Annotated in this window: 18 protein-coding genes; 12 read left to right on the top strand and 6 right to left on the bottom strand. The window is 72.3% G+C overall.

The genetic code is table 11. The features are described from left to right. Positions 1-383: 383 nt before the first annotated feature. The 4 genes from ACFWOG_RS24250 to ACFWOG_RS24235 form a co-directional block, all read right to left on the bottom strand. Positions 384-1,220: a ketose-bisphosphate aldolase gene (locus ACFWOG_RS24250; RefSeq protein WP_380360941.1), complete on the bottom strand. Its 837-nt coding sequence runs from the start codon at positions 1,218-1,220 to the stop codon at positions 384-386. 130 nt (positions 1,221-1,350) lie between these two features. Continuing rightward, positions 1,351-2,301, bottom strand: a complete 951-nt coding sequence (locus ACFWOG_RS24245) for an SIS domain-containing protein (protein WP_380360939.1) — start codon at positions 2,299-2,301, stop codon at positions 1,351-1,353. Positions 2,302-2,481: 180 nt separating this feature from the next. Further along, positions 2,482-3,426 carry a 1-phosphofructokinase family hexose kinase gene (locus tag ACFWOG_RS24240; protein WP_380360937.1) on the bottom strand — a complete coding sequence of 315 codons (945 nt, stop codon included), beginning with the start codon at positions 3,424-3,426 and terminating at the stop codon, positions 2,482-2,484. Further along, complete coding sequence (locus tag ACFWOG_RS24235) at positions 3,423-4,631, bottom strand: ROK family protein (protein WP_380360935.1); 1,209 nt, start codon at positions 4,629-4,631, stop codon at positions 3,423-3,425. Before ACFWOG_RS24235 ends, ACFWOG_RS24240 begins: the two co-directional genes overlap by 4 nt. 291 nt (positions 4,632-4,922) lie before the next feature. Between ACFWOG_RS24235 and ACFWOG_RS24230 the strand changes: the two genes are divergently transcribed. From ACFWOG_RS24230 to ACFWOG_RS24205, 6 genes are all read left to right on the top strand, one after another. Next, entirely contained in the window at positions 4,923-5,723 is an 801-nt protein-coding gene (locus ACFWOG_RS24230) for a DeoR/GlpR family DNA-binding transcription regulator (protein ID WP_355408611.1), read from the top strand. A gap of 618 nt (positions 5,724-6,341) precedes the next feature. Next, a complete protein-coding gene (locus ACFWOG_RS24225) occupies positions 6,342-7,607 on the top strand; it encodes an extracellular solute-binding protein (protein WP_380360933.1) in 1,266 nt (421 codons plus the stop codon). 43 nt (positions 7,608-7,650) lie between these two features. Further along, entirely contained in the window at positions 7,651-8,565 is a 915-nt protein-coding gene (locus tag ACFWOG_RS24220) for a sugar ABC transporter permease (protein ID WP_355408615.1), read from the top strand. Continuing rightward, positions 8,565-9,482: a carbohydrate ABC transporter permease gene (locus tag ACFWOG_RS24215; RefSeq protein ID WP_380360931.1), complete on the top strand. Its 918-nt coding sequence runs from the start codon at positions 8,565-8,567 to the stop codon at positions 9,480-9,482. Before ACFWOG_RS24220 ends, ACFWOG_RS24215 begins: the two co-directional genes overlap by 1 nt. A gap of 198 nt (positions 9,483-9,680) precedes the next feature. Beyond that, complete coding sequence (locus ACFWOG_RS24210; protein WP_380360929.1) at positions 9,681-10,682, top strand: ROK family protein; 1,002 nt, start codon at positions 9,681-9,683, stop codon at positions 10,680-10,682. Positions 10,683-11,154: 472 nt separating this feature from the next. Beyond that, the gene (locus ACFWOG_RS24205; protein ID WP_380360927.1) at positions 11,155-13,278 is read left to right on the top strand and encodes a family 20 glycosylhydrolase; all 2,124 of its coding nucleotides are present in this window, start codon (positions 11,155-11,157) and stop codon (positions 13,276-13,278) included. A 141-nt stretch (positions 13,279-13,419) separates the two neighbouring features. On the opposite strand, the gene ACFWOG_RS24200 is transcribed toward ACFWOG_RS24205, so the two are convergent. Next, a complete protein-coding gene (locus ACFWOG_RS24200; RefSeq protein WP_380360943.1) occupies positions 13,420-14,217 on the bottom strand; it encodes a DeoR/GlpR family DNA-binding transcription regulator in 798 nt (265 codons plus the stop codon). Positions 14,218-14,764: 547 nt separating this feature from the next. Between ACFWOG_RS24200 and ACFWOG_RS24195 the strand changes: the two genes are divergently transcribed. Beyond that, positions 14,765-16,213, top strand: coding sequence for an RICIN domain-containing protein (locus ACFWOG_RS24195; RefSeq protein WP_380360925.1), 1,449 nt, complete (start codon positions 14,765-14,767; stop codon positions 16,211-16,213). A gap of 128 nt (positions 16,214-16,341) precedes the next feature. Beyond that, positions 16,342-18,789: an RICIN domain-containing protein gene (locus ACFWOG_RS24190; RefSeq protein WP_380360923.1), complete on the top strand. Its 2,448-nt coding sequence runs from the start codon at positions 16,342-16,344 to the stop codon at positions 18,787-18,789. 68 nt (positions 18,790-18,857) lie between these two features. Here the strand turns inward: ACFWOG_RS24190 and ACFWOG_RS24185 are convergent, their stop codons facing one another. Beyond that, positions 18,858-19,925, bottom strand: coding sequence for a LacI family DNA-binding transcriptional regulator (locus ACFWOG_RS24185; RefSeq protein ID WP_355408782.1), 1,068 nt, complete (start codon positions 19,923-19,925; stop codon positions 18,858-18,860). 565 nt (positions 19,926-20,490) lie between these two features. On the opposite strand from ACFWOG_RS24185, the gene ACFWOG_RS24180 reads away from it, so the two are divergent. The 4 genes from ACFWOG_RS24180 to ACFWOG_RS24165 are packed head-to-tail and all read left to right on the top strand — an operon-like array spanning position 20,491 to position 25,542. Next, a complete protein-coding gene (locus ACFWOG_RS24180; protein WP_380360921.1) occupies positions 20,491-21,468 on the top strand; it encodes a carbohydrate ABC transporter permease in 978 nt (325 codons plus the stop codon). Beyond that, positions 21,465-22,358 carry a carbohydrate ABC transporter permease gene (locus ACFWOG_RS24175; protein WP_329874737.1) on the top strand — a complete coding sequence of 298 codons (894 nt, stop codon included), beginning with the start codon at positions 21,465-21,467 and terminating at the stop codon, positions 22,356-22,358. Before ACFWOG_RS24180 ends, ACFWOG_RS24175 begins: the two co-directional genes overlap by 4 nt. 44 nt (positions 22,359-22,402) lie before the next feature. After that, positions 22,403-23,746, top strand: coding sequence for an ABC transporter substrate-binding protein (locus tag ACFWOG_RS24170; RefSeq protein WP_380360918.1), 1,344 nt, complete (start codon positions 22,403-22,405; stop codon positions 23,744-23,746). Positions 23,747-23,790: 44 nt separating this feature from the next. Further along, positions 23,791-25,542, top strand: coding sequence for a beta-galactosidase family protein (locus tag ACFWOG_RS24165; RefSeq protein WP_380360916.1), 1,752 nt, complete (start codon positions 23,791-23,793; stop codon positions 25,540-25,542). The last annotated feature ends 353 nt before the right edge of the window (positions 25,543-25,895 follow it).

Below are 25,895 nucleotides of genomic sequence, written 5' to 3'. Positions count from 1 at the left end.
AGCCGGGGACGACGGTGTACCCGGTCAGGTCGAGGTCACCGGCCGTGGTGGCGCCGCCGAGACCGGCGATCCGGGTGCCCTCGACGGCGAGACGGCCGTGGTCGACCACCCCGCCGGGCAGGACGAGGCGGGCACGGGTCAGTGCGGATCGGTCCGCTGTCACGCGGTCACTACCTCTCTGGGGGACGGGCCGTACCCGTGTGCAGGTCTGTTCGATGTCCACCCGCAGCCACGACGGCTCGGGGTCCCGCTCGTGTCCTGGGCGATGTCCGCCCCGCAGGAGACGAGCGGGAGCCCGGCGTACCCGGAGGGGATTCTCGGAGGACGTTCCCGCGAGGAGACCGACCGGTGGGGCGCCTCCGGCCGCCGGCGCCCCACCGTGGTCAGCGGGCGGCGAGGACGCCCAGCAGGCGGGTCACCTCGGCTGCCACCGTGTCCCGGGCGGGCCCGAGGTAGGTGCGCGGATCGGCGGCGTCGGGCGTCGCCCGCAGACGGTCGCACACCGTGCGGGTGAAGAGCTTGTTGAGATGGGTGGAGATGTTGACCTTCGCCATGCCGGCCGCGACGGCCTTGGCGAGGTCGGCGTCGTCGACGCCCGAGGAGCCGTGGAGGACCAGGGGCACGTCCAGTGCGGAGCGTAGACGGGCTATGAGGTCGAGGTCCAGGGCGGCGTCGCGGGTGAGCATCGCGTGGGAGCTGCCCACGGCGACGGCCAGCGCGTCGACGGCGGTCGCCGCGGCGAACGCGCACGCCTCGCCGGGGTCGGTGCGGACGCCGGGGGCGTGTGCGCCGTCCTTTCCGCCGATCTCGCCCAGTTCGGCCTCGACCCAGACGCCGGCCCGGTGGCAGTACTCGGTGACCTCCCGGGTGGCGGCGACGTTGGCGTCGTAGGGGAGCTTGGACGCGTCGAACATCACCGAGGTGAAGCCGAGTTCGACGGCCTCGTGGACGAGTTCGGTGGACTCGGCGTGGTCGAGGTGGACCGCCACCGGTACGGAGGCCGCCCGGGCGAGGGCGAGGGAGGCCAGTGCGATCGGGGTGAGCGAGCCGTGGTAGCGGGCGGTGTTCTCGCTGATCTGGAGGATGACGGGCAGGCTGGCCTGCTCGGCTCCGGTGACGATGGCCTCGGCGTGTTCGATCTGGACGACGTTGAACGCCCCGACGCCGTAGGCGCCGGCGTGGGCGGGACCGACGATGTCGGCGGTGGGTGTCAGAGGCATGAGGGTTCTCCACGAAGGCGGTGGCGGAGCACCGGGCGGGGACGCCGGGACCGCTGTCGCGGGCCGGGCGGACCGGTCACCCGCCGGGGCGCCCCGGCTCGGCGCGGGGCGGGGCGGGACGGCCGGGCTCTCACGCGGCGGTGGGGCCGAGGATCACGGAGCGGGTCAGGTTGCGGGGGCGGTCGGGGTCGTAGCCGCGGCCGGCGGCGAGGCGTACGGCCAGCCGCTGGGCGACGATCAGGTCGGCGAGCGGGTCGAGGGCGCCGGGCGCGTCGGCCGAGGCGCAGTGGAAGTGGCCGCCGACCCGGGCGACGTCGTCGGCGAGGCCCTCGGGGGCGGGGCCGAACAGCCAGGTGACGCGGCCGGGGCCGGTGATGCTGATGGGTCCGTGGCGGTACTCCATGGCGGGGTAGGCCTCGGTCCAGGCCCCGGCGGCCTCGCGCATCTTCAGGCCGGCTTCGAGCGCGAGCCCGTACGTCCATCCCGTCCCGAGGAAGGTGAACTGCTCGGCGCCGCTCACGTCGGGGCCGAGCGGGGTGTCGAGGGCGCGCCGGGCGTCCCCGACGGCCTGGGCGAGCGGACGCACCCCGGCCGGCAGGGCGCCTTCGGCCTCCAGGTGTGCGCGGAGCAGGACCAGCGCGGTGGTGGCGAAGCGGGTCTGGACGACCGACTCCTCGTCGGCGAAGTCGAGCACGACGGCGTGGTCGGCGACCGTCATGACGGGTGTGGCCGGGTCGGCGGTGAGGGCGGTGGTCGCGACGGAGCCCTTGATCTTCGCCAGCAGGTCGATGACCTCGGTGGTGGTGCCGGAGCGGGTGAGGGCCACGACCCGGTCATAGTCGCGGCCGAGCGGGAACTCGGAGGCCGCGAAGGCGTCGGTCTCGCCGTGGCCGCCGCTTTCGCGCAACTGTGCGTAGGCGTGGGCCATGAACCAGGAGGTGCCGCAACCGACCACGGCGACGCGCTCGCCGCGGCGGGGCAGTACGTCGGCGTGCGAGCCGACGGACCGGACCGCACGCGCCCAGGTCTCGGGCTGCGAGGCGATCTCGATCGAGGTACGGGAGGTTCCGATGGTGGTCACGGGGATTCCTTGCGCTCGGAGTGGGTCGGAGAAGGCGTCCGGTTGTTCAGCATGCTGTTTCACGAACACTCACAATGTCAAGAGTTGCTCATAATCTTGCTCAATCAAGCACTATCGAGCAATGAGTGTGACGTGAGGCGCCTGGGCCCGGGTGGTGACGAGGCATCGCGGGCGGGCGCGTCATTCGGGGCCGGCGTCGGCCGGGGCGGGCGGGACCTTCTCGACGGAGACCCTGGTGAGGAGCCGGTGGTAGACGGTGGCGTCGACCTCGCCGGCGACCGGGCAGGGGACGGCGGCGGCCGACAGGGCCACCGCGGTGCGGAGGATGTCCGGCCAGGCGGAGCCGGCCTCCAGCCCGGCGGCGATCGCGGCCACGCAGGCGTCGCCGGCGCCCGTCGGATTGCCGGAGAGCTGTTCGGGAGGCGCTGCCCGCCAGGTGCCCTCGGGTGTGACGGCGTGCAGGCCGTCGGCGCCGGCGGACGCGACGACGGTGCGGGCTCCCAGGGTGCGCAGTGCGGCGGCGGCGCGTGGGAGGTCCTCGCAGCCCGTCGCCGCGGTGATCTCCTCGGTGTTGGGTTTGATCACGTCGGGGCGGGCCGCCAGGGCCTGGAGGAGGGCGGGGCCGCTGGTGTCGAGCACCGTGTGCGCGCCGGCCGCCGAAGCGGTGCGGATGAGCTGTGCGTAGGCGTCCGCCGGGACGCCCGGCGGGGTGCTGCCGCTGAGGACGACCACGCGCGCGCCCGCGGCCAGTGCGGCGAAGTGCTGGCGGAAGAGGTGCCATTCGGGCGCGGTCACGAACGGTCCGCGCCCGTTGAAGACGGTGGCGTCGCCGTCGTCGCGCGAGACGACGGCGAGGGTCCGGCGGGACTCGCCGATCACCTCCAGGAACGCGTTCCGGATGCGGGCGTCGCGCAGTCCGTCGCGGATCCGGCGGCCGGTGGCTCCGCCCACCAGGCCGGTCGCCACCGGGTCGCGCCCGAGGGCGACGAGGACGCGGGCCACGTTGATCCCCTTGCCGCCCGCGCGTTCCTGCGCGGTGTCGACGCGGTGGGACGTACGGGGCCGCAGGCTGTCGACGCTCCAGGTGGCGTCGAGCGCGGCGTTGAGGGTGACGGTGAGGATCATCGGGCGGGTGCTCCTGTCCCACGGGCGGTCGCGGTGTGCCCGGCCGCCTGCCAGGCGGCGAGGCCCGCGCCGAGGCATGCGGCCCGGTCCCCCAGTTCGGCCCGGACGAGCAGGGGGCGGCGTTGGAAGGTGAGGCGTTCCTCCAACCCGGCGCGTACGGGGTCGAGCAGGAGCGGGCCGGCCTCGGCGAGACCGCCGCCGAGGACGATCAGCTCCGGTGCGAGCAGGGTGGTGACGGTCGCCAGCGCCTCCGCCAGCCCCGTCGCCGCGCGGTTCCAGACCTCCTGCGCCACGGGGTCGCCCTGCGCGGTCAGGGCCGCGACGTCAGCAGCGCCGGCGACGGCCCGTCCGGTGCGCGCGGTGTAGGCGGACGCGACGGCGGCGGCGGACGCCACGGTCTCCAGACAGCCGGTGCGGCCGCACGCGCACGCTTCCGTCCCGGACCCGACGGCGATGTGGCCGATCTCGCCGGCGTATCCGCCGGCCCGGACCGGCCTGCCGTCGCAGACGAGCGCGGCGGCGATGCCGGTGCCGATGGCGACGAAGAGCACGTTCTGCGCCCCCCGGGCGGCCCCCAGGGTGCATTCGGCCACGCCGCCTGCGCGGACGTCGTGGCCCAACGTGACGTGCAGGCCGGTGCGTTCCTCCAGGAGCGCGGCGAGGGGGAGGTCGCGCCAGCCGAGGTTCGCCGACCAGACGGCTCGCCGGAGGCCGTCGTCGACGATGCCCGGGACCACCACGCCCGCGTGGTGCACGAGCAGTCCGCGCCCGGTGGCCGTGCGGTCCAGGGCGAGCAGGGTGTCGGCGATGGCGTCGAGGACGGCGGCAGGCCCGTCGGCGCGGGGCGTGGGACGGTACACGGTGTCCACCGGTCGCATGCCGTGGTCGAGCACCGCCCCCTTCATGCCGGTGCCGCCGACGTCGAGCGCGATCACGCATCCCTGGGCGCGGGGACCGCCGGCCGCGGGACCTGCCGGGGGTGAGGGGGAGTCCCCCGGCAGGTCCTCCTCGCCGGTGGCTGCGGGCGCCGTGGCTGCGGACATCGTGGCCGGGGGCGCCGCAGCCGGGAGGTGTGCGGCCGGGAGGTGTTCGGCCGCCCACAGGGGAACGGGGGACGGGGGCCGGTACCCCGGGTCGGCGTCCTCACGCCGGGTGCCGGACGGGGGGAAGCCTTCGGCCGGGGCCGGGGAACTGTTGCTGCTCATGGATGTCGAACCGCCCTGATGATCGAACATGCGCGATAAGCGCACGGAGTATGCGGATTCGTTCAAGATGTATGAGCGAAGTATCCAGACGAGAGCCTGCTGCGTCCAGGGTTCGGCGGTCGAAACGTTGTGTGGCATGCGCAAACCGTCCACGGCACGCGGTGCGCGATGCTGCGGAGCTACGATCAACTCCGCGCATACTTCCCGGGGGGCGGCCGGTCGGCCGCCCAGGCGGACCCCGTCCCCTCGGCGCGCGGTCCGGAGTTCCACGGCGAAGAGGGGATACTGCGCATGTCCAAGCAGGAGCGGTGGAGCAGGCTGCTCGAACTGCTGGCGGTCGACGGCAAGCTGGACGTCGAGGAGGCGGCCGTCTCGGTCGCGGTGTCACCGGCGACCATCCGGCGCGACCTCGACGAACTGGCCGAGCAGCGGCTGCTCGTCCGCACGCGCGGAGGGGCGATCGCGCACGGGGTCTCCTACGAGCTCCCGATGCGCTACAAGTCCTCGCGGCGGGTCTCCGAGAAGCAGCGCATAGCGATCGCCGTGGCGGACCTCCTGGGCGAGGGGGACGTGGTCGGCCTCAACGGCGGCACCACCACCACCGAGGTGGCCCGGGCGCTGGTGCTCCGGGCGGGCGGGGGGCCCGCGGAACGGCCGGAGAGCACCTCGGGACCGATGTACACGGTCGTCACCAACTCCCTGAACATCGCCGGCGAACTGGCGGTCCGCCCGCAGTTCAAGCTCGTGGTGACGGGCGGTGTGGCGCGCCCCCAGACCTATGAACTGGTCGGCCCGCTGACCGAGGGCGTGCTGAACCAGGTGGTGCTCGACGTCGCCGTGCTGGGGGTGGACGGTGTGGACCCGCGGCTCGGCGTGATGACGCACCACGAGGACGAGGCCGGCATCAGTCGCCTCTTCGCGGAGCGCGCCCGGAAGGTGATCCTCGCGACGGACTCGTCCAAGATGGGCAGACGGGCCTTCGCCCGGATCTGCGGCCTGGACCGGATCGACGTGCTCGTCACCGACTCCGACCTCGATCCCGACATGGCGGCGCGGTTCGTCGAGGCGGGTGTCGAGGTCATCGGCGTCTGACGCTCCCGCACCACACCCCGCGCCGCCGGAAGGGCTCGCCCGCCCTCCGGCGGCGCCGCCCTTTCCGGGGGCGCCCACGGCTCGCTCCCGCTCCGCCGGGCGCCCGAGGCCGGGCCGCACGGCTCGGCATCCGCGCTCGGGGACCGTGCTCGGGGACCGCACCGTCGGCGCCCGTGCGGCGGGGACCCGCGAACGCCGTGGCAGAACCCTCCGGCGTCCGAGCCGTCCGTCCCCCTTCCCTCCCGCGAGGGAAAGTGGCACCGTCGAGCGGAACGGCCGCGGTACCCGCGGGCGCCCGTGGTCGACCACGGGCCGCGACCGGAGGGCCCGCACGGTTCCGCCCGTGCCCGCCCGTGCCTCGCAGCCGCGACCAGGGCGCCGACCTGCTCAACTCCCCGGCCCCGTGGGTCCGGCAGCTGTCCGGTTGGCATCTTTTGCGTAACAGGCCTGGTTCCCGGCCCCCTCCTCGTGTTTACTTTGCCCACAGCAGATGCTCGTTTATGAGCGAAACGCGGACGAAACGTCCAGTTGTGCGCACGCTCCGGAATCTGCAGCAGTTCCCAGACCCCCACTGGGCCGCGTCGTTGTGACCGGCCAGGAGACAAGGCGGTACTGACGATGAACAAGCGGTCTTTCGCGGCGGCCTGTGCCTGCGCCGTCGGCGCGCTCACCCTCACGGCCTGCGGCAGCGGCGGCGGCGGCGCGTCGCAGGGCGAGGACGTCACCCTGAAGCTGGTGGCCGCCGACTACGGCGACAAGGCCTCGAACAGCTCGGCGGCCTACTGGAAGGACGTGGCGCAGCGGTTCACCGCCGCCAACCCGAAGATCAAGGTCGACGTCCAGGTGATCAACTGGAACGACATCGACTCGCAGGTCAAGACGATGATCCAGAGCGGCAACGTTCCGGACGTCCTCCAGACCGGCGGCTACGCGGACAAGGTCGCCGACGACCTGCTGTACCGGGCGGACGAGGTGCTGTCGGAGAAGACCCGCACCAACCTGATCGACAGCTTCGCCAAGGCCGGCGAGGTCAAGGGCGTCCAGTACGGCATCCCGTTCGTCTCCTCGGCCCGGGCGTTCTTCTACAACAAGGCGGTGTTCGCCCAGGCGGGCATCACCGAGGCGCCCAAGAGCTGGGACGACCTCCGGGCCGCGGCCGAGAAGATCAAGGCGAAGGTGCCGGGCGTGACCCCCTACGCGCTGCCGCTCGGTCCGGAGGAGGCGCAGGGCGAGTCGCTGATCTGGGAGCTCGGCAACGGCGGCGGCCTCACGGACGCCCAGGGCAAGTACACGCTCAACAGCCAGGCCAACATCGAGTCGTTCACCTGGCTGAAGTCGAACCTCGTCGAGCCCGGCCTGACCTACGCCAACCCCGCGACGACGGACCGCAAGACCGCGTTCGCGGACTTCGCGGCCGGCAAGGCCGCGATGCTCAACGGCCACCCCTCCCTGATCCAGATGTCCAAGGAGGGCAAGGTCGACTACGGCGTCGCGCCGATCCCCGGCAAGGCGGGGGCGCTGAAGTCCACGCTCGGCGTCGCCGACTGGATGATGGCGTTCAAGGACAACGGCCACAAGGAACAGGTCCGCACGTTCCTCGACTTCGCGTACTCCAAGGAGAACACGCTGAAGTTCGACGAGATGTACGACCTGATGCCGGTCACCGAGGACACGCTCCAGGAGATGACCGGCAACGGCAAGCACCAGGACCTCGAACCCTTCTTCGCGCTGCTGCCGAACGCGGTCTTCTACCCGCTGGGCGACACCTCCTGGGACGCCGTCTCGGCCGAGATCAAGAAGAGCGGCGGCACGGCCGTGAGCGACCCGGCCAAGGTACTGGGGGAGCTGCAGAAGAAGGCCCAGGAGACGGTCTCCGACCAGTAGGCAGCCCGCGAACCGCACTGTCACGGAAGGCAGGCACTCCCTCGTGTCCCCCTCATCATCCACCTCCGGTTCCGGCCGCAAGGGCAGGAGCGGCCTGGCCCGGCTGGGGCCCCTGCCCTGGATCGGACCGGCCGTCCTGCTCATCGTCCTGGTCGTCCTCTGGCCGGTCTACGAGATGGTCCGCACCTCGTTCCTGAAGATCAGCAGCAGCGGATTCGTCCGGGGCTCGGCCGGGTTCGACAAGTACAAGCAGTTGTTCGAGGAGCCGTCGCTGCCCTCGGTCGTCCTGTCGACCGTGGTGTGGACCGTGGTCGTGGTCGGCGCCACCATGCTGGTCTCGTTGGCGCTGGCCCAGCTCTTCAACCAGAAGTTCCCCGGCCGGCGCCTCACCCGCTGGGCGCTCATCGCACCGTGGGCCGCCTCGGTCGTCATGACGGCCATCGGCTTCAAGTGGATGCTCAACCAGACCGCGGGCGTCCTCAACACGTTGATGACCGACCTGGGTCTCATCGACGGCCCCCAGGACTGGCTGGGCGACCCCTCGACGGCCTGGCCCTGGATGATGTTCGTGGCCGTCTTCGTCTCCCTGCCCTTCACCACCTACACCCTGCTCGCGGGACTGCAGACCGTCCCCGGCGAGATCTACGAGGCGGCCAGGGTGGACGGCGCCAACCCCTGGCAGACCTATCTGCGCATCACCCTCCCGCTGCTGAGGCCGGCGTTCCTCGTCGGGGTCGTCATCAACCTCATCAACGTCTTCAACTCCTTCCCCATCATCTGGAGCATGACCCACGGCGGCCCGGACAGTGACACCGCCACCACCACCGTGTTCATGTACCAGCTCAAGAACTCCGACATCGGCCAGTCCGCGGCGATGTCCGTCGTGAACTTCGCCCTCGTCGTGGTCATGGTCGTCGTCTTCCTCAAGGCCAGCCGCTGGAACCAGGAGGAGAGCTGATGGCCCACCCCACCATCACCCCCGCCGACACCGCCCGGCCCGCCCCGACGCCCCGCCTCCCCGCGGGGGGCAGCCGGACCGGCACCCCACGAGCCCCCCGTACGCTGCGCCCGCGCACGCTGCTGGTCGCTGCCGTCGCCTGGATGCTGGCGGCCGTGTTCCTGCTGCCGTACGCGGAGATGGTGATCACCGCGCTGCGGCCGGCGAGCGAACTGCGCGACGCCACCTACCTGCCGAGCGAGTTCAAGTGGGCGAACTTCGTCGACGTGTGGCGCGAGTCGCACCTCGGGGACAACCTCCGCGTCACCCTGCTGGTCGCCGCGGGATCCACCCTGCTCGTCCTGCTGGTGGCCGTCCCCGCCGCGTACTACACGGCCCGAGTGAAGTTCCGCGGCCGTAACCTGTTCCTCCTGCTGGTGCTCGTCACCCAGATGTTCCAGCCCACGTCCCTGCTGGTCGGCCTCTACCGCGAGTTCTACCAACTGGGCATGCTCAACTCGGTGTGGACCCTGATCCTGTGCAACGCGGCCTTCAACCTGGCCTTCGCCATCTGGATCCTCACCGCCTACTTCGCCTCCATCCCCGAAGCCCTGGAGGAGTCCGCCATGATCGACGGGCTGGGCCGGGGAGGGGCCCTCCTGCGGATCACCCTGCCACTGGCGATGCCCGGGGTCGTCACCGCGATGATCTTCACCTTCATCGCCGCCTGGAACGAGTTCGTCATGGGTCTGACGCTCTCCACCATCCCGGAGAACCAGCCGCTGACGGTGGGTATCAACAGCTTCATCGGCAACTACACCGTCCAGTGGAACTTCCTGTTCGCCGGCTCGGTCATCGCGATCGTCCCCGTCGTCATCCTCTTCGCGCTCATCGAGCGGAAGGTCGTCTCCGGACTCACCGCCGGATCCGTCAAGTAGCCCCCGACCGCCCGCCCCCCGACCGCCCGACCGCCCAACCCCCCGACCGCCCAACCCCCCGACTGCCCGCCCCCCGTCCCCCGACCACAGGGGGGCGGGCCCGTCCTTTTCCCCTGCCGGTCACGCGGCCGGCCCCCGGCGGCGGTCCGCCTCCCGGCGGCCGGGGCGCCGGGGTGCCCCGACGAACTGAGGCACGACATGAGCGACACAGCCGTCAACGCGGAGCTCCGGCCCCCGACGGCGCCGGCGCGCCACCGGGAACCGGCGCCGGTCCACCCACGCGCGGACCGGGGGACCGTGATCGCGCTGGAGGTGGGCGCCACCTACATCAAGGGCTACGCCCTGGGCCCCGGCGGGGTCCTGCGGGACGGGGAACGCTGGTTCACGCGTCCCGAACGCGGACCGGACGCCGTGCTGGAGACCGTCCTGACCTGTGCCGCCACGCTCGCCGAACGCTGCCGCCCCACCGCTGCGGGTGTCATCCTCCCGGGCACCGTCGACGACACCTCCGGCCGGGCGGTGCGCGCCGGCGCACTGGGGTGGCGGGAAGTCCCGGTCCGGGACTGGGTGGCCGAGCACCTGGAGCTTCCCGTGGCCGTCGGGCACGACGGGCGCGCGGGCGGCCTCGCCGAGGCGCGCGCGGGAGCCGGCCGGGGCTGCCGGGACTTCCTGTTCGTGTCGGTGGGCGACGGCATCGCCGCGGCGGTCGTCCGGGCGGGCCGGGCCGCCTCCCGGGTCCCGCACGCCGCCGGAGAGCTCGGCCACACCGTGGTCCGGCCCGGGGGAGACCCGTGCCACTGCGGCGCGCGCGGCTGCCTGGAGACCGTGGCCTCGGCCGCCGCCGTCACCCGCCGCTACGCACGGGCGACCGGCCGGCGCGGGGTCGGCGTCCGGGAGGTGTACCACCGGGCGGGTGCCGGGGAGCGCGCAGCCCTGGCCGTCTGCGGTCAAGCCGCCGACGCGCTGGCGGAGGTGCTGGCCACGGCGATCGGCCGGTACGCCCCCGAGCGGGTGGTCATCGCCGGCGAGCTCGTCGACGCGGGTGCCGCACGCCTCACGGCCCTGCGGGAGGCCCTCACCGGGCGGCTGGGGGCCCCGGCCGTTCCCGAGCTGCGGGTCGCCCGGTTCGGTGCCACGGCGGGCTGCATGGGAGCGGCCCTCCTGGCCCGGGACCTGGCGCGCGCACACGCGGACCGGTGACTCCGGCACCGTCCGGCCCGGCCTTCCCCGCGCCCTGCCCGCGGCGTTCCCGACCCGTGCGTGGCGCGGTGGCGGCGCACGGTGACCGTCTGCCGGTGCGGAACGAAGGTGCGGAAGAAAGGGGCCCACGAACGGACAAAACTACGATGTCGTAGGTCTTGACGACGACCGGACCCCCTGGCACCTTCATGGTTGAAGTTGCTCGCAAATTGCTAAATCTAAGCATCTGCAAGCACATTCGATGCTCTGCCGCTCTGCGCACCGCATGTTCCGCCCACACGGCACGAGCAACCCGCAGCGCGGCAGGATCCCGGCGGGGGTGCACGCCGGCGTCGTTCGCCGGGACGTTCCCCAGCGGTCCGACGCCCGGAGCACGAGCCCGGCGCATCCCCTCGCCGTCGGCGCGCATCGCGCCCTCCCGGCCGCCCACCTGGTGTGCGGCCCCGTGCCTTCCCCTCAGAAGGAGACAACCATGCGCTGGTTGCACCGACGAGGCCGACGCCTCGTCGCACTCGCCACAGCCGCCGTCACCCTCCCGCTCACGGCCACGCTCTCCCAGGCTGCCGCGGCGCCCCCCACGCCCACCCCCGCTCCCTACGCCCTGGTGCCGCAGCCGGTCTCGCAGCAGGCGGTGGCGGGCGAGGGGTTCGCCCTCACCGCCCAGACCCGGATCTCCGTCCTGTCGAGGGATTCGGACGCGGTGGGTGTCGGGACCTACCTCTCCAAGCTGCTGGCCCCCGCGACGGGCTACGACCTGAAGGTCGTCAAGGACACCCGGGCGCCGAAGAACGCCCTGGTCCTGGATCCCAACGGCCCCAAGAAGCTCGGGGCCGAGGGGTACACCATCTCGTCCGGCAAGGACGGCGTCGTCGTCAAGGCGCACGGCGCCGAGGGCCTGTTCCGGGGCGTGCAGACCCTGCGCCAGCTGCTCCCCGCGGCGGTCGAGTCCCGTACCAAGCAGTCCCGGGCGTGGACCGTCTCCCCGGCGAAGATCAACGACGCGCCGCGGTACGAGTACCGGGGCGTGATGCTGGACGTCGCCCGCCGCTTCTTCCCCGTGGACCAGGTCAAGCGCTATATCGACGAGGCCGCCGCCTACAAGATCAACACGCTGCACCTGCACCTCACCGACGACCAGGGCTGGCGCATCGCCATCGACGCCCTCCCGGACCTCACCAAGGTCGGCGCCAGTACGCAGAGCGGCTTCACCGGCGGCACCGGCTGGTACTACTCCGCGGCGGACTACAAGGAGATCGTCTCCTACGCGTCCTCCCGCTTCATGACCGTGGTGCCCGAGATCGACGGCCCCGGCCACACCATGGCCGCCCTCGCCTCGGTGCCCGAACTGAACTGCGACAACAAGGCGAAGCCGCCCTACTCCGGCTTCGACGTCGGCATCAGCCTCTACTGTCTGGAGGACGGGACGCACACGGGCAACATGCGACGCTTCCTGAAGACCGTCATCAAGGAGGTCGCCAAGCTCACCCCCGGCCCGTACATCCACCTCGGCGGCGACGAGACCCCGCAGGCCACCCCGGAGGGCTACGCCTCCTACGTCAAGGCGGCCACCGAGGCGACCACCGGGCGGCACAAGACCGTCATGGGCTGGCACCAGCTCGGCCAGTCGGCCATCCCCTCCGGCAGCATCATGCAGTACTGGGGCGAGGACGACGACCGGGAGAGCATCGGCACCGCGGAGGAGACCGAGACCATCCGCTTCGTCCGCAACGGAGTCTCCCAGGGCGCCAAGTTCGTCATGTCCCCCTCGGACCACGCCTACCTGGACATGAAGTACGACGTCTCCACCCCGTACGGCCTGAGCTGGTCCGGATACGTGCCGGTGCAGCGCTCCTACGAGTGGGACCCGGAGACCGTCACCGGCAAGCTCGACGGCACCGGCTCCATCGTCCCGGCCAAGAAGATCGCCGGCGTCGAGGCCGCCCTGTGGGCCGACCGCGCCTACGAGGGCAGCGGCTCGCTGCCGACCCCGAGCACCAGGTGGCCCGAGCCCCGGGACTACGCCGACTACATGAGCTTCCCCCGCCTCCCCGCCCTCGCCGAGGTCGGCTGGTCCCCGCAGTCGGCCCGTGACTGGGACGGTTTCCGTCAGCGCCTGGCCCAGCACGGCCAGCGCTGGACCGCCGCCGGCATCGCCTACCACGCCGCCCCGGGCATCCCCTGGACCGGTACGGTGCGCACCGTGGAAGGCGTCCACGTCCTGGAGACCGGCGGCGTCGCCCTGGAGAACGGCGGCTCCTCCTCCGACGGCACCGACCTGCTGATGTGGGCACCCAACCGCGGGAACAACCAGACCTGGACCGTCGCCCCCCAGTCCGACGGCACCTACACCCTGACCGCCAAGTCCTCCGGCAAGTGCGCCGAGGCCGCCGGCGGCGCCGGCGCCACCGTCGTCCAACGCGCGTGCAACGGCCAGACCGGCCAGCGCTGGAAGATCACCCAGGCCGACAACGACCGGCACACCATCGCCTCCGCCGCCACCGGCCTGCTGCTGACCGCCGCCTCGGCCGCCAACGGCGCCAGGGCGACCCAGCAGCCCGACACCGGCTCCACCCTGCAGCGCTGGTCCATCGACTGACCGGCCGCGCCCCGGGCCACCACCCGACCCCCGCTCCGGACGTGCCTCGTCCGGAGCGGGGGTGTGTCCGTGCCCGCCAGGTTCCGCCTCCGGTGCGGGCGGCACGAGGTCTCACGCCGCAGGGCGGGCCGAGGCCGCCGGTCAGGCCCCGGCGAGGACGAGCCGCCCGGTGGTCTCGCTCAGCACCGCCTGTGCGGCGGGGGCGAGTTCGGCGTCGGTGACGAAGCAGTCGATCTCCGGGAGCGTGGCGAAGGCGCTGAGGCCGACGACGTCCCACTTGCTGTGGTCGGCGGCGACGACCACCCTGCGGGCCGAGGCGATCAGGGTCCGGTTGGTCTGGGCCTCCGCGAGGTTGGGGGTGGTCAGCCCGGCGCGTTCCGAGACGCCGTGTGCGCCGATGATCAGCACGTCCATGTGCAGGGACCTGATGGCCTGGTCGGCGAGCGGGCCGACGAGTGCGGCCGACGGGGTGGGCGTGCCTCCGGTGAGCAGCAGGACGGGCGCGTTGCCGTTGCCGTTCTCCGCGGCGGTGCGGACGAGGTCGGCGACGGGGAGGGAGTTGGTCACCAGGGTGAGGCCGGGGATGTCGAGGAGTTGGCGGGCGACGGCGTAGGCGGTCGTTCCCGCTCCGACGGCGACGACGCTTCCGGGTTCGACGAGTGCGGCGGCGGCGCTCGCGAGGGCTTCCTTGGCGGAGGGTTCCAGCCGGGACTTGGCTTCGAAGTCGGGTTCCTCGACGAGGGTGCTGACGACGGCTCCGCCGTAGGTCTTCTCGATCGCGCCGGTGCGGGCGAGGGCTTCGAGGTCCCGGCGTACGGTCATGTCGGAGACGCCGAACCGGTCGGCGAGCTCCGCCACGCGTACCGCGCCGTCACGGCGTACGCGGTCGAGGATGAGCGCCCTTCGCTGCGGCGCCAGCAGCCCCGTGTCCTCCACGATCTCACTCCGACTTTCCACGCCGCTGCCGGCGGCCACCACGGTCGGCGCATGAAAGCACCACGACTCACAGGATAGGGGTGCGTACGTGCGGTCGCTGTCGTCATTCCCCGCCGGTATTGAACATAAAACAACACTCAATCACCGGAAAGAGTGAAGAGTCTGCGCTTTGGTGTGAGTGGTGGGCGCCGCCGTCCGCTCGAATATGACGATGCGTGGTCGGACGTATGCCCCTGGTGCATCATTCGCGCCCGGTTCGGCCCGTCCGTCGGTGAATCGGACAGAACCCTTGACACAACCGAACGGCACTTCGAAACTCTCCATCACCCCGATTGTTTGCGCGAACATCAGCAACGGACGTGCTGGCGCAGGCGATCGGGTCACCCCCCACCCATGATGCGCCCGCGACCGCTTCCCCCCACCCCGCCCGGGACACGGGCGGCGGGGACACCGGTGCGGACACCGGCGTGCAGTCGGCTCCACCGGCCGGTTGTGCCGTCGTGCCCGCAGGCGGTCCGCGGGCGCATCGGCGAACGAAGGACGAGTAAGAATGCTGCGTTTGAGAACGGCCGTCGGCGGTGCCGTCCTGGCCCTGTGCGTCTCCCTGGTCCAGGGCGCAGGCCAGGCCGAGGCGGCAGCCGTGACGGTCGTCAACGGCACCCAGTTCGCGGACACCGCAGGCAATCCGCTGCACGCCCACGGCGGCGGCGTGATCAAGGTCGGTCAGTACTACTACTGGTTCGGCGAGAACCGCAACGCCGACAACTCGTTCCGCTACGTCTCCGCCTACCGCTCGCGGGACCTGAAGACGTGGGAGTTCCGCCGGCACGTGCTCACCCAGGCGACCGACCCGGAGCTCGCCGGCGCGAACATCGAGCGCCCCAAGGTGATGTACAACGCCGCCACCGGGCAGTTCGTGATGTGGATGCACAAGGAGGGCAGCGCCACCGACTACAGCGAGGCCCGCGCGGCCGTCGCGGTCTCAGCCACGATCGACGGCGACTACACCTGGCGGGGCAGCTTCCGCCCGCTGGGGGCGATGTCCCGCGACATCACCACCTTCGTCGACGACGACGGCACCGGGTACATGATCTCCGCGGCCAACGAGAACCGGGACCTGCACGTCTACCGCCTCACCGCCGACTACACCGGCATCGACGCCCAGGTCCAGAGCCTGTGGAACGGCGAGTCCCGCGAGGCCCCGGCGATGTTCAAGCGCGACGGTGTCTACTTCCTGCTGACCTCCGGCGCCACCGGCTGGGCCCCCAACCAGCAGAAGTACGCGACCGCCACCAGCATCACCGGGTCCTGGAGCGGCCTGAACGACGCGGGTGACGGGATCACCTACCACAGCCAGACCACCTTCGTCCTGCCGGTGGAGGGCAGCCAGGGCACCGGCTACCTCTACATGGGCGACCGCTGGGGCAACTCCACGGGCGGCACGGTCAACGACTCGCAGTACGTGTGGCTCCCCCTCGCCTTCCCCACCGCCACGACCCTGTCCATGGGCTACTCGCCGCAGATCACGGTGAACGCGGCCGCCGGTACGGTCACCCCGCTCCGTGCGACCTGGCAGCAGCTGGTAGGCCGGCAGAGCGGCAAGTGCGTCGACGTCGGCGACTACTCCTTCGCCGAGACCGCCCGGCTCCTCCAGTGGTCCTGCGGCAACGGTGCCAACCAGAACTTCTCCCTCAAGAACCTGGGCACCGGCTACGTGCAGGTCATGGCCCGGCACAGCGGCAAGTGCCTGGACGTCGAGGGCGCGTCGAGCGTCGACGGGGCCCTCGTCGTGCAGAACACCTGCACCGGGAGCCAGTCCCAGCAGTGGCAGGTCCAGAAGGTGGCCGACGGCTCCGGCCACGTCCGCCTGATCGCCCGGCACAGCGGCAAGTGCCTGGACGTCATCAACCAGGCCACCACCAACGGCGCCGCCCTCGAACAGTGGACCTGCGGCACCGGCGCCAACCAGCAGTTCAGCCGTCGGACCGTCACGGTCTGACCCCGTGCGGGGCCCGGTCCGTACGCGGGCCGGGGCCCCACCGGCACACACTCCACCTCCACCGGCACGCCCCTCCCTCACCCGAGGGGCGTGCCGTCCGTCTGCCTGCCCCCGCACCTGGAGGACCGATGGCCCCGCGCACCAAGAAGACACGGCACCGTACGGCCCGCACCTGTCTCGCCGCCACGATCGCGGCGGCCGGTGCCGGCCTGCTCGCGCCCCCGCAGCCGGCCGCCGCCGCCGAACCGACCGCCCACCTCACCGTCCGGCTCGACCCCGGCTACCAGCAGCAGCCCTTCCAGGGCTGGGGCACCACGCTGGGCTGGTTCGCCAACGTCACCGGCGGCTGGCCCGACGAACGGCGCAACCAGCTGGCCGACGAGCTCTTCGGCGCCGACGGCCTGGGCCTGACCGTCGCCCGCTACAACATCGGCGGGGGCGACAGCCCCGAGACCGTGCCGTACATGCGGGCCGGAGCAGCCGTTCCCGGCTACTGGAACCGCCCCGCGGAGTTCGCCCCGCAGCCGGGCGGCGCGAACGGCGGTGCCGAGCCCGCCGACTGGTGGAACCCGAACGACCCGAACCACTGGAACGCCGCCGCGGACGCCAACCAGCGCTGGTGGCTCGCCGCCGCGAAGAGCCGCGGCGCCGACACCTTCGAGGCGTTCTCCAACTCCGCCCCGTACTTCATGACCGTCAGCGGCCTGGTCTCCGGCGCGGTCAACCGCTGGGACAACAACCTCCGGCCCGACCAGTACGACCGCTTCGCCGCCTACCTGGCGGGGTCGATCAAGCGGGTGCAGGCCTCGACCGGCGTCACCTTCGACTCCGTGTCGCCGGTCAACGAGCCCGGTACGGGGTACTGGCGCGCCGGCGGCCCGCAGGAGGGGTCCCACTGGGACCACGCCGCCCAGGCGCGCATGATCGGCAGCATGCGCGGTGCGCTGACGTCGGCGGGCCTGACCACGCCGGTGGCGGCGATGGACGAGACCGACCCGGCCATGTTCCGCGACGACTGGAACTCCTACCCGGCCGCGACGCGTTCGGCGATCGGCCGGCTCAACGTCCACACCTACGGCACGCACGGGCGGATCGGGGCCCGGGACATCGCCAAGGGGGCCGGCAAGCCGCTGTGGATGTCGGAGGTCGACCTCGGCGGCAGCGGCCCGCAGAACTTCACCGACATGGCACCCGCCCTCGACCTCTCCCGCCGCATCACGGGCGATCTCACCATGCTCGAACCCCGGGCGTGGGTCCTGTGGCAGGCCGTCGAGGACTACGAGAACATGACCCCGGCCCACGAGAACTCCAACTGGGGCCTCATCCAGGTCGACCTGACGCCCGACGACCCGGCCGTCGAGCCCGTCCGCAAGAACAAGAAGTACTGGGCGATGGCGAACTACACCAAGTTCGTCCGGCCCGGAGCCCGTGTCATCGGCACCAACTCCGCCGACACCCTCGCCGCCCTGCGGCCGGGCGGCGAGGGCACGGTGGTCGTCCACACCAACACCACCGGCACGGCGCAGGCCCTCACCCTCGACCTCGCCGGCTACCAGAAGCCGGGCTCCGGCACCGCCGTCCAGCGCTACACCACCGACGGCACCAGGAACGTGCAGCGGGGGGCGGACCTGACCGTCACGGCCGCCGCCACGGTGACCACGACGGTCGGCCCGGGCTCGGTGACCACGTTCGTCCTCCCCGGTGCGGTCGGCGTGAACGCCTCGACGGCGACCACACCGACCGGCGGTGCGCGGCAGCTGCTGAACGAGAACAGCGGCCTGGCCCTCGCGGCCGGCCCCGACGCCCAGGCGGGCCCCGTCCAGCGCACCCCGGACCCGGCGGACCCCGGGCAGCGGTGGACCTTCACCAAGGTCGGCGGCGGCTGGGACACCACGGCGACCTACCGGATCACCAACGCCGCCACCGGCAGGGCCCTCGCGGTCACCGCGGGCGCCCTCGGCTCCGCCGCACCCGGCAACGCGGCGGCGCAGCTGTGGATGCGCTCCACCACCGGTGACGGGCGCGGCACCCTCGTCAACAAGGCCACCGGGCTCCTGCTCGACGTCAGCGACGCCGCCGGATGGGACGGCGCGCCGGTGAACGTCTGGCCGCCCACCACCGGGAGCAACCAGTCCTGGTCCGTGCGCAGCGCGGCCGCGGACGTGTGGGAGCCGGTGACCGTCCGGCGCAGCGGGCTGTGCGCCGAGGTGGCCGGTGCTGCGGGGGCGCCCGGCGCCGCCGTCGTCCAGTCCGGCTGCACCGGATCGTCGGCCCAGCAGTGGGCGCTGCGGGCCGGCAGCCCCGGCCAGGTGTCCGTGGTGGTGCGCCACAGCGGGCAGTGCCTGGACGTGGAGGGCGAGTCCACGGCGGACGGCGCCCGGGTGGTCCAGTACGGGTGCAGCGGGGCGTGGAACCAGGAGTGGTCGGTCCGTCCGACCGGCGGGGGCTTCTCCGCCCTGGTGGCACGGCACAGCGGCAAGTGCCTCGCGGTCGAGGCGAGTTCGTCCTCGCCGGGTGCGGTGCTGGTCCAGGAGCCGTGCGGGTCGGGTGCCGGCCAGCGGTTCCGGATCGGCTGACCGTCGTGGCCGGACGTGCCCCCGCCGGACCACGGACCACGGGCGGGGGCACGTCCGTTCGGCACGGATCAGGCGGGTCCGGCGCCACCGGCCGGGGGCGCGGCCGAGCTGGCGCGGACGATCAGCTCGGGCTGGACCGCCACGGCGGTGACCGGGGCCCCCTCGCCCTGCGGTGGGTCGATCTGGTCGAGGAGGCGGGCCACGCACTGGCGGCCGACCTCCTCGAAGTTCTGCCGGACGGTGGTCAGCGGGGGGACGAAGTAGGCGGCTTCGGGGATGTCGTCGAAGCCGACCACGCTGACGTCGTGCGGCACCCGGCGGCCGGCCTCGTGCAGGGCGAGCAGGAGGCCGAGGGCGAGCTGGTCGTTGGCGGCGAAGACGGCGGTGACGTCCGGCTGTGCGGCGAGCCGCCGGCCGATCTCGTAGCCGGACGCGGCCGTCCAGTCGCCGAAGCCGATCGGCGGCACGGGTGCTCCGGCGGTCTTGAGAGCGGCGTGCCAGGCGGCCGCGCGCCGGCGCGCGGCGTAGGAGTTCTGCGGCCCGCCGATGTGCCAGACCGTCCGGTGCCCGAGGTCCAGGAGGTGGCGGACGGCCGCCGTGACGCCGGCCGCCTGGTCGGTGTCGACGGAGGTGTACCGCCGCTCGGGGTCGCCGTCCGCGACGACGATGGGCACGCCGGACGAGATGTCGAAGCCGGGCCGGTCGAGGATCTGGGCCTCGATGACGGCGAGCCCGTCGACGGCCTGGTCGGTGAGCTGCCGCACGGCGCGCTGGACGGCGTCCTCGGTCTCGTTCTCGACGCAGACCACGTTGACCGAGTAGCCGGAGGCCTGGGCGGCGCGGGAGATGGCGGCGAGGGTGCGGGCGTTGCCCTGGGCGGTGACGTCGAAGGTCACCACGCCGAGCGCGTGGAAGCGTCCGAGGGTCAGGGCCCGGGCCGCACTGTTGCGCTGGTAGCCGAGCATGCGCATGGCGGAGAGCACCCGCTCGCGGGTCTCCGGCTCCACGTTGGACCGGTTGTTGGCGACCCGGGAGACGGTCTGTGAGGAGACGCCCGCCAGGGCGGCCACGTCCGCCTGGGATGCCGGGCGCCGAGTGGCGCGCGCGGCCGCGCCGGGCTTCGCCGCGGTGTTCATACCGGCCCCTTTCCCTGATGTCTGCGTCAACATCGTAGCGGCCGCGACCAGCGGATGAACACGCCCGGGCACGGCCGGACACGGTCGGTCAGGGGGCGGGGAGCGGGCCGCGTGCGGGCGGGGTCCCGGCGGGGGCCGGGTTGTCGCAGCCGTCGGCCCCGCGCCGAGCGGTACGTCCGGGCCGGGGGCGTACGGGCCGGTGGGCAAACGAACAACAACGGACGTCGATCGGCCCCGGGCGTGTGGGGCGGTGTCGGCGGGTCGAGCGGGTTCACCCGGCCGACGTCCGTCCGTAACACTCGTGCCGTCGCTCCGGGAGCCGATCCGCACCGGCTCCGCCGAGCGGCGACGGCCGACCGGCAAGCTCATGAGCTGCGCCCCTTGGTGGCCTGTTGCCCCTGCCCCGGCGGGTTCGTGCGGCGGGGCGGGCACTCCCGGGCGGGCGCGGTGCTGGTTACGAAGCTGCATCGCCGTGTTTCGGTGGCTTGACGCCCTGCGCGGAAACGGTCAACACTCAACACCATCGTCATGTTGGCGCAAACATTCGCCACGAAGGGCACTACCCTTGAGCACGTCACCCCCCTCCACCACCCCCCGGCCGAATCCGGTCCGCCCGCCCACGCCCAGGCCCGGACCGGCGCCCCGGCAGCGACGGGAACGCCGTGTCGGACGGCCGGGGCACGGAGCGTTCGGCTACGCGTTCCTCGCGCCGTTCCTCGTCGTCTTCGTGATCGGCATCATCGCCCCGCTGGGCTACGCCGCGTACCTCAGCCTCTTCCAGGACCGCCTGGTCGGCGGCACCGTCTTCGTCGGCCTGGAGAACTACCGGCGGGCGCTCACCGACGACCTCGTCAGGGCGGGCCTGGGGCGGGTCCTGCTGTTCCTGGTCGTCCAGGTCCCCGTGATGCTGCTGCTCGCACTCGTGGCGGCGCTGGCGCTGGACAGCGGGAGGCTGCGCTGGACCGGCCTTTTCCGGATCGGCATCTTCGTCCCCTACGCCGTCCCCGCCGTCGTCGCGTCGCTGATGTGGGGGTACCTGTACGGCGACCGCTTCGGACTCGTCGGCCAGATCGGCGAGGTGCTCGGCACGGACGTGCCCGACCTGCTCGGGTCCTCCTGGATGCTCGCCTCCATCGGCAACATCGTGACCTGGGAGTACGTGGGCTACAACATGCTGATCCTCTACGCGGCGCTGCGGACCGTGCCGCAGGAGCTCTACGAGGCGGCGGAGGTGGACGGCGCCGGGGAGTTCCGCAAGGCGTGGAGCATCAAGCTCCCGGCACTGCGGCCGGCCCTGGTCCTGGCCACGGTGTTCTCCATCATCGGCACGTTCCAGCTGTTCAACGAGCCGAACGTCATGCAGTCGCTCTCCCCGGGCGTCATCTCCACCAGCTACACGCCCAACATGTACGCCTACAACCTGGCCTTCAACGGCCAGCAGTTCAACTACTCGGCCGCCGTCGCCGTGGTCCTGGGCGGCGTCACCGCGCTCGCGGCCTACGCCGTGCAGATCCGGTCGATGCGAAAGGGGCAGGGCCAGTGAGCGCCAGGACCACCTCCGGCCGGCGCGCACGCGCCCGCCGCCCGAGCACCGCGCTCACGCTGGCCATGACCGCCATGCTGGCGTACGCACTGCTCCCGCTGCTGTGGCTGTTCATGGCCAGCACCAAGGACACCGCCTCCCTGCTGGAGAGCTTCGGCCTCTGGTTCGGCGACGGGTTCCGGCTGCTCGGCAACATCGGGAACGTCCTCACCCACGACGACGGCATCTACCTGCGCTGGTTCGGCAACACCCTGCTCTACGCCGTCGTCGGAGCGGGCGGAGCGGCCTTCGTCTCCACCGCCGCCGGATACGGCCTCGCCAAGTACCGCTTCCGCGGCAGGACCGCGATCGCCGCCATGATCCTCGGCGCCATCGCCATCCCCGGCACCGCACTCGCCGTCCCGACCTACCTCCTGTTCAGCAAGGCCGGTCTCGTCGACACCCCCTGGGCGGTCCTGCTGCCCTCCCTGGTCAGCCCGTTCGGGGTCTACCTCATGCGCGTCTACGCCGCCGAGGCCGTCCCCGACTCCCTGCTGGAGGCCGCCCGGATCGACGGGTCGGGGGAGCTGCGGACCTTCTTCACCGTCTCGCTGCGCCTGCTCGGCCCCGGCTTCGTCACCGTGCTGCTCTTCGCCCTGGTCGCCACCTGGAACAACTACTTCCTGCCGCTGATCGTGCTCAGCGACCCCCAGTGGTTCCCGCTCACCGTCGGCCTCAACCAGTGGAACGCGGTGGCCACCGGGGCCGCCGGAAGCGGCGCGACCACCACCGACTTCTACCCCCTAGTGGTCACCGGAAGCCTGCTCGCCATCGTGCCGCTCATCGTCGCCTTCCTCTTCCTCCAGCGCTTCTGGCAGTCCGGACTCGCCGCCGGAAGCGTCAAGGAATGACCGGCGCAAGCCCCATCCCCCTTCCTCACAGCAAGGACCCCCTCATGACCTCCGCCCACAGCCCGTCGCGCCGCAGAATCCTGGCACTGGCCCCCGCCGCGGCACTTGTCCTCGCCCTCACCGCCTGCGGCTCCGACGGCGGCTCCTCGTCCGAGGGGTCCGCCGACCCCGCCAAGGCCCTGGACACGCCCACCACGCTCACCTTCTGGACCTGGGCTCCGAACCTCGACAAGACCGTCGCCCTGTTCGAGCAGAAGTACCCCAAGATCAAGGTCGAGATCGTCAACGCGGGGCAGTCCGCGGCGGAGTACACCAAGCTCCAGACCGCCGTCAAGGCCGGCAGCGGCGGACCGGACGTGGTCCAGGTCGAGTACTTCGCCCTGCCCGAACTCGCCCAGTCCAAGCGGCTCGTCAACCTCAAGGACTACGGCGCGGCCGCGCTGGAGTCCAAGTTCACCTCCTCGGCGTGGTCGCAGGTCACGGTCAACGGCGGCATCTACGCCGTCCCGCAGGACACCGGTCCGATGGCGATGTTCTACAACAAGAAGCTCCTCGACGAGCTGCACATCGAACCGCCCAAGACCTGGGCCGAGTTCGAGACCGCCGCGGCGAAGATCAAGGAGTCCGCCCCGGACCGGTACATCACCTCCATCGACCCCGGCGACGCCGGCGGCCTCGACAGCCTGATGTGGCAGGCCGGCAGCCGCCCCTTCCAGCAGAAGGGCGAGACGGGGGTCGGCGTCGACCTCCAGGACCCCGGCGCGAAGAAGGTCGCCGACCTCTGGACCTCCCTGGTCGACCGCAAGCTCGTCGACACGGCCCCGGGCTGGACGAACGAGTGGTGGCAGTCGATGAACAGCGGCCGGTACGCCATGTGGATCATCGGCGCCTGGGCCCCGGGCAACATCGCCTCCACCATCCCCACCACCGCCGGGAACTGGCGGGCGGCGCCGATGCCCCAGTGGAACGCGGGTGACGACGTCACCGCCGAGAACGGCGGTTCGGCCGTCGCCGTCCCCACCACCAGCAAGAACAAGGCCGCCGCCGCCGCCTTCGCCACCTGGTTGAACTCCGACCCCCAGGCCGTCCGCTCCCTCAACGCGAACGGCCTCTTCCCCGCCACCACCGAGCTCCTCAAGGACCCGGCCTTCCTCGACCGGCCCGTCGACGCCCTCGGCGGGCAGCAGGCCAACCAGGTGTTCGCCGCCTCCTCCGCCTCGGTCGGCAAGGGCTGGCAGTACCTCCCCTTCCAGGTCTACGCCAACTCGGTGTTCAAGGACACGGTCGGCCAGAGCTTCACCAGCGGCATCAACGGCGGTCTGACGGCCTGGCAGAAGCGCATCACCGAGTACGGCAACCAGCAGGGCTTCAAGGTCACGGCACCGTGACGTCCGGCGCCCGCCCCGACCCCCCTCTCAGGAGCAGCAGTACCATGCCAGTTCTCCAGATCGACGGAGACGACTTCACCCTCGACGGCGAGCCCTTCCGCATCATCTCCGGCGGGCTGCACTACTTCCGGATCCACCCGGACCAGTGGGCCGACCGCCTGCGCAAGGCCCGGCTCATGGGCCTCAACACGGTGGAGACCTACGTCCCCTGGAACCTCCACCAGCCGTCCCCCGACACCTTCCACCTGGACGGCGGCCTCGACCTCCCGCGCTTCCTCGACCTGGCCGCGGCCGAGGGCCTCCACGTCCTGCTGCGCCCGGGCCCGTACATCTGCGCCGAGTGGGAGGGCGGCGGCCTGCCGTCCTGGCTCCTCGCACACCCCGGCATCAGGCTCCGCAGCCAGGACCCCGTCTACCTCGCTGCCGTGGAGGACTACTTCGAACGCCTCCTGCCCCCGGTGCTCGACCGCCTGGCCACCCGGGGCGGCCCGGTTCTGGCCGTCCAGGTGGAGAACGAGTTCGGAGCGTACGACGACGACACCTCGCACCTGGAGCACCTGGCGGGCCTGCTGCGCCGGCACGGCGTGGACGTCCTGCTGTTCACCTGCGACCAGCCCGCCGACCTGGCCCGCGGCGGGCTGCCGGGCACCCTCGCCACGGCCAACTTCGGCAGCCGCTCACGGGAGGGCCTCGCGGCCCTGCGGGCCCACCAGCCCAGCGGCCCGCTGATGTGCACGGAGTTCTGGATCGGTTGGTTCGACCGCTGGGGCGGCCACCACGTCGTCCGCTCGGCCGAGGACGCCGCACAGGAACTGGACGAACTGCTGTCCCTGGGTGCCTCGGTCAACCTCTACATGTTCCACGGCGGCACCAGCTTCGGGTTCACCAACGGGGCCAACGACAAGGCGGCCTACCGGCCGACCGTCACCTCCTACGACTACGACGCGCCCCTGGACGAGGCCGGCGATCCCACCGAGAAGTACCGCGCCTTCCGCGACGTCATCGCGAAGTACGCCCCCGTGCCCGCCGGCCCCGGACCGGAGCCCGCCCCGAAGCTCGCCCCCCGCACCGTGCCGCTGACGGATGTCGCGGGCCTCCTCTCGCACAGTGCCGCGCCCGGCGCGACCGTGCGCTCCGAACGCCCGCTCACGATGGAACAGCTGGGGCAGGACTTCGGGTTCGTCCGCTACGAGACCGTCCTGCCGCAGGCCGGGCCGGCTGTGCTGGAGCTCCGGGACGTCCGCGACCGCGCGCAGGTCTTCCTCGACGGCCAGCCGGTCGGCGTCCTGGAGCGCGAGAACCACGAGCACGCCATCGCCTTCGGCGTCCCCCGGGACGGCGCCGTCCTGACCGTCCTGGTGGAGAACCAGGGAAGGGTCAACTACGGCCAGGGCCTGCACGACCGGAAGGGCCTGGCCGGCGCGGTCCTGCTCAACGGCGAGGAGCTCGGCGGGTGGACCAGCCTGCCGCTGCCGTGGCGATCGCTCGACGGCCTCGACTTCACCACCGGGAACACACCGGTCGTCGGCCCCGCCTTCCACCGCGGGACCTTCCCGGTCGACGTGCCCGCCGACACCTTCGTGCACCTGCCCGGCTGGACCAAGGGCAACGTGTGGGTCAACGGCTTCCATCTCGGCCGGTACTGGTCCCGGGGCCCGCAGCGCTCGCTCTACCTGCCCGGTCCCGTCCTGCGCCCGGGGCTGAACGAGATCGCGCTGTTGGAACTGCACGCGGCTCCCTCCGAGCGGTCCGTCCGCTTCGCGCAGAGCCCCGACCTCGGACCCACCGAGGAGTGACGGCGGCGACGCCATGACGGCAGGGCGCCTGTGGGACCTTCCCGCAGGCGCCCTGCCGTTTGTCGCGGTCCGGTGGCCGTCCACCGCGGGGGCCGGCGCGGTTCGGGGGGACTGCCACTCCGTGGTGAACGTCCGGGCGCTGCCCGGGCCGTGGCACCGTGCGGGGCTCGGGGGCTCGGGCCGAGTCCGGGGGCGGGGACGGGGGCCGGGGACGGTGCCGAAGGCCGGTCGGGGCGGGGGGGGGGGATGTCCCCCCGCCCCGCCCCGCCCCCCCCCGACGACCCACCCCACCCCGGGGGCGCGGCGCCCCCCCACCCCCCCGCGCGGAGCCGGCCGGCGGGGCGGGAGAGCCC

Source organism: Kitasatospora sp. NPDC058406 (assembly GCF_042722765.1).
Taxonomy (GTDB): Bacteria; Actinomycetota; Actinomycetes; order Streptomycetales; family Streptomycetaceae; genus Kitasatospora.
The sequence above is the reverse complement of the archived record's forward strand: the minus strand, read 5'-3'. Positions and strand labels throughout refer to the sequence as shown.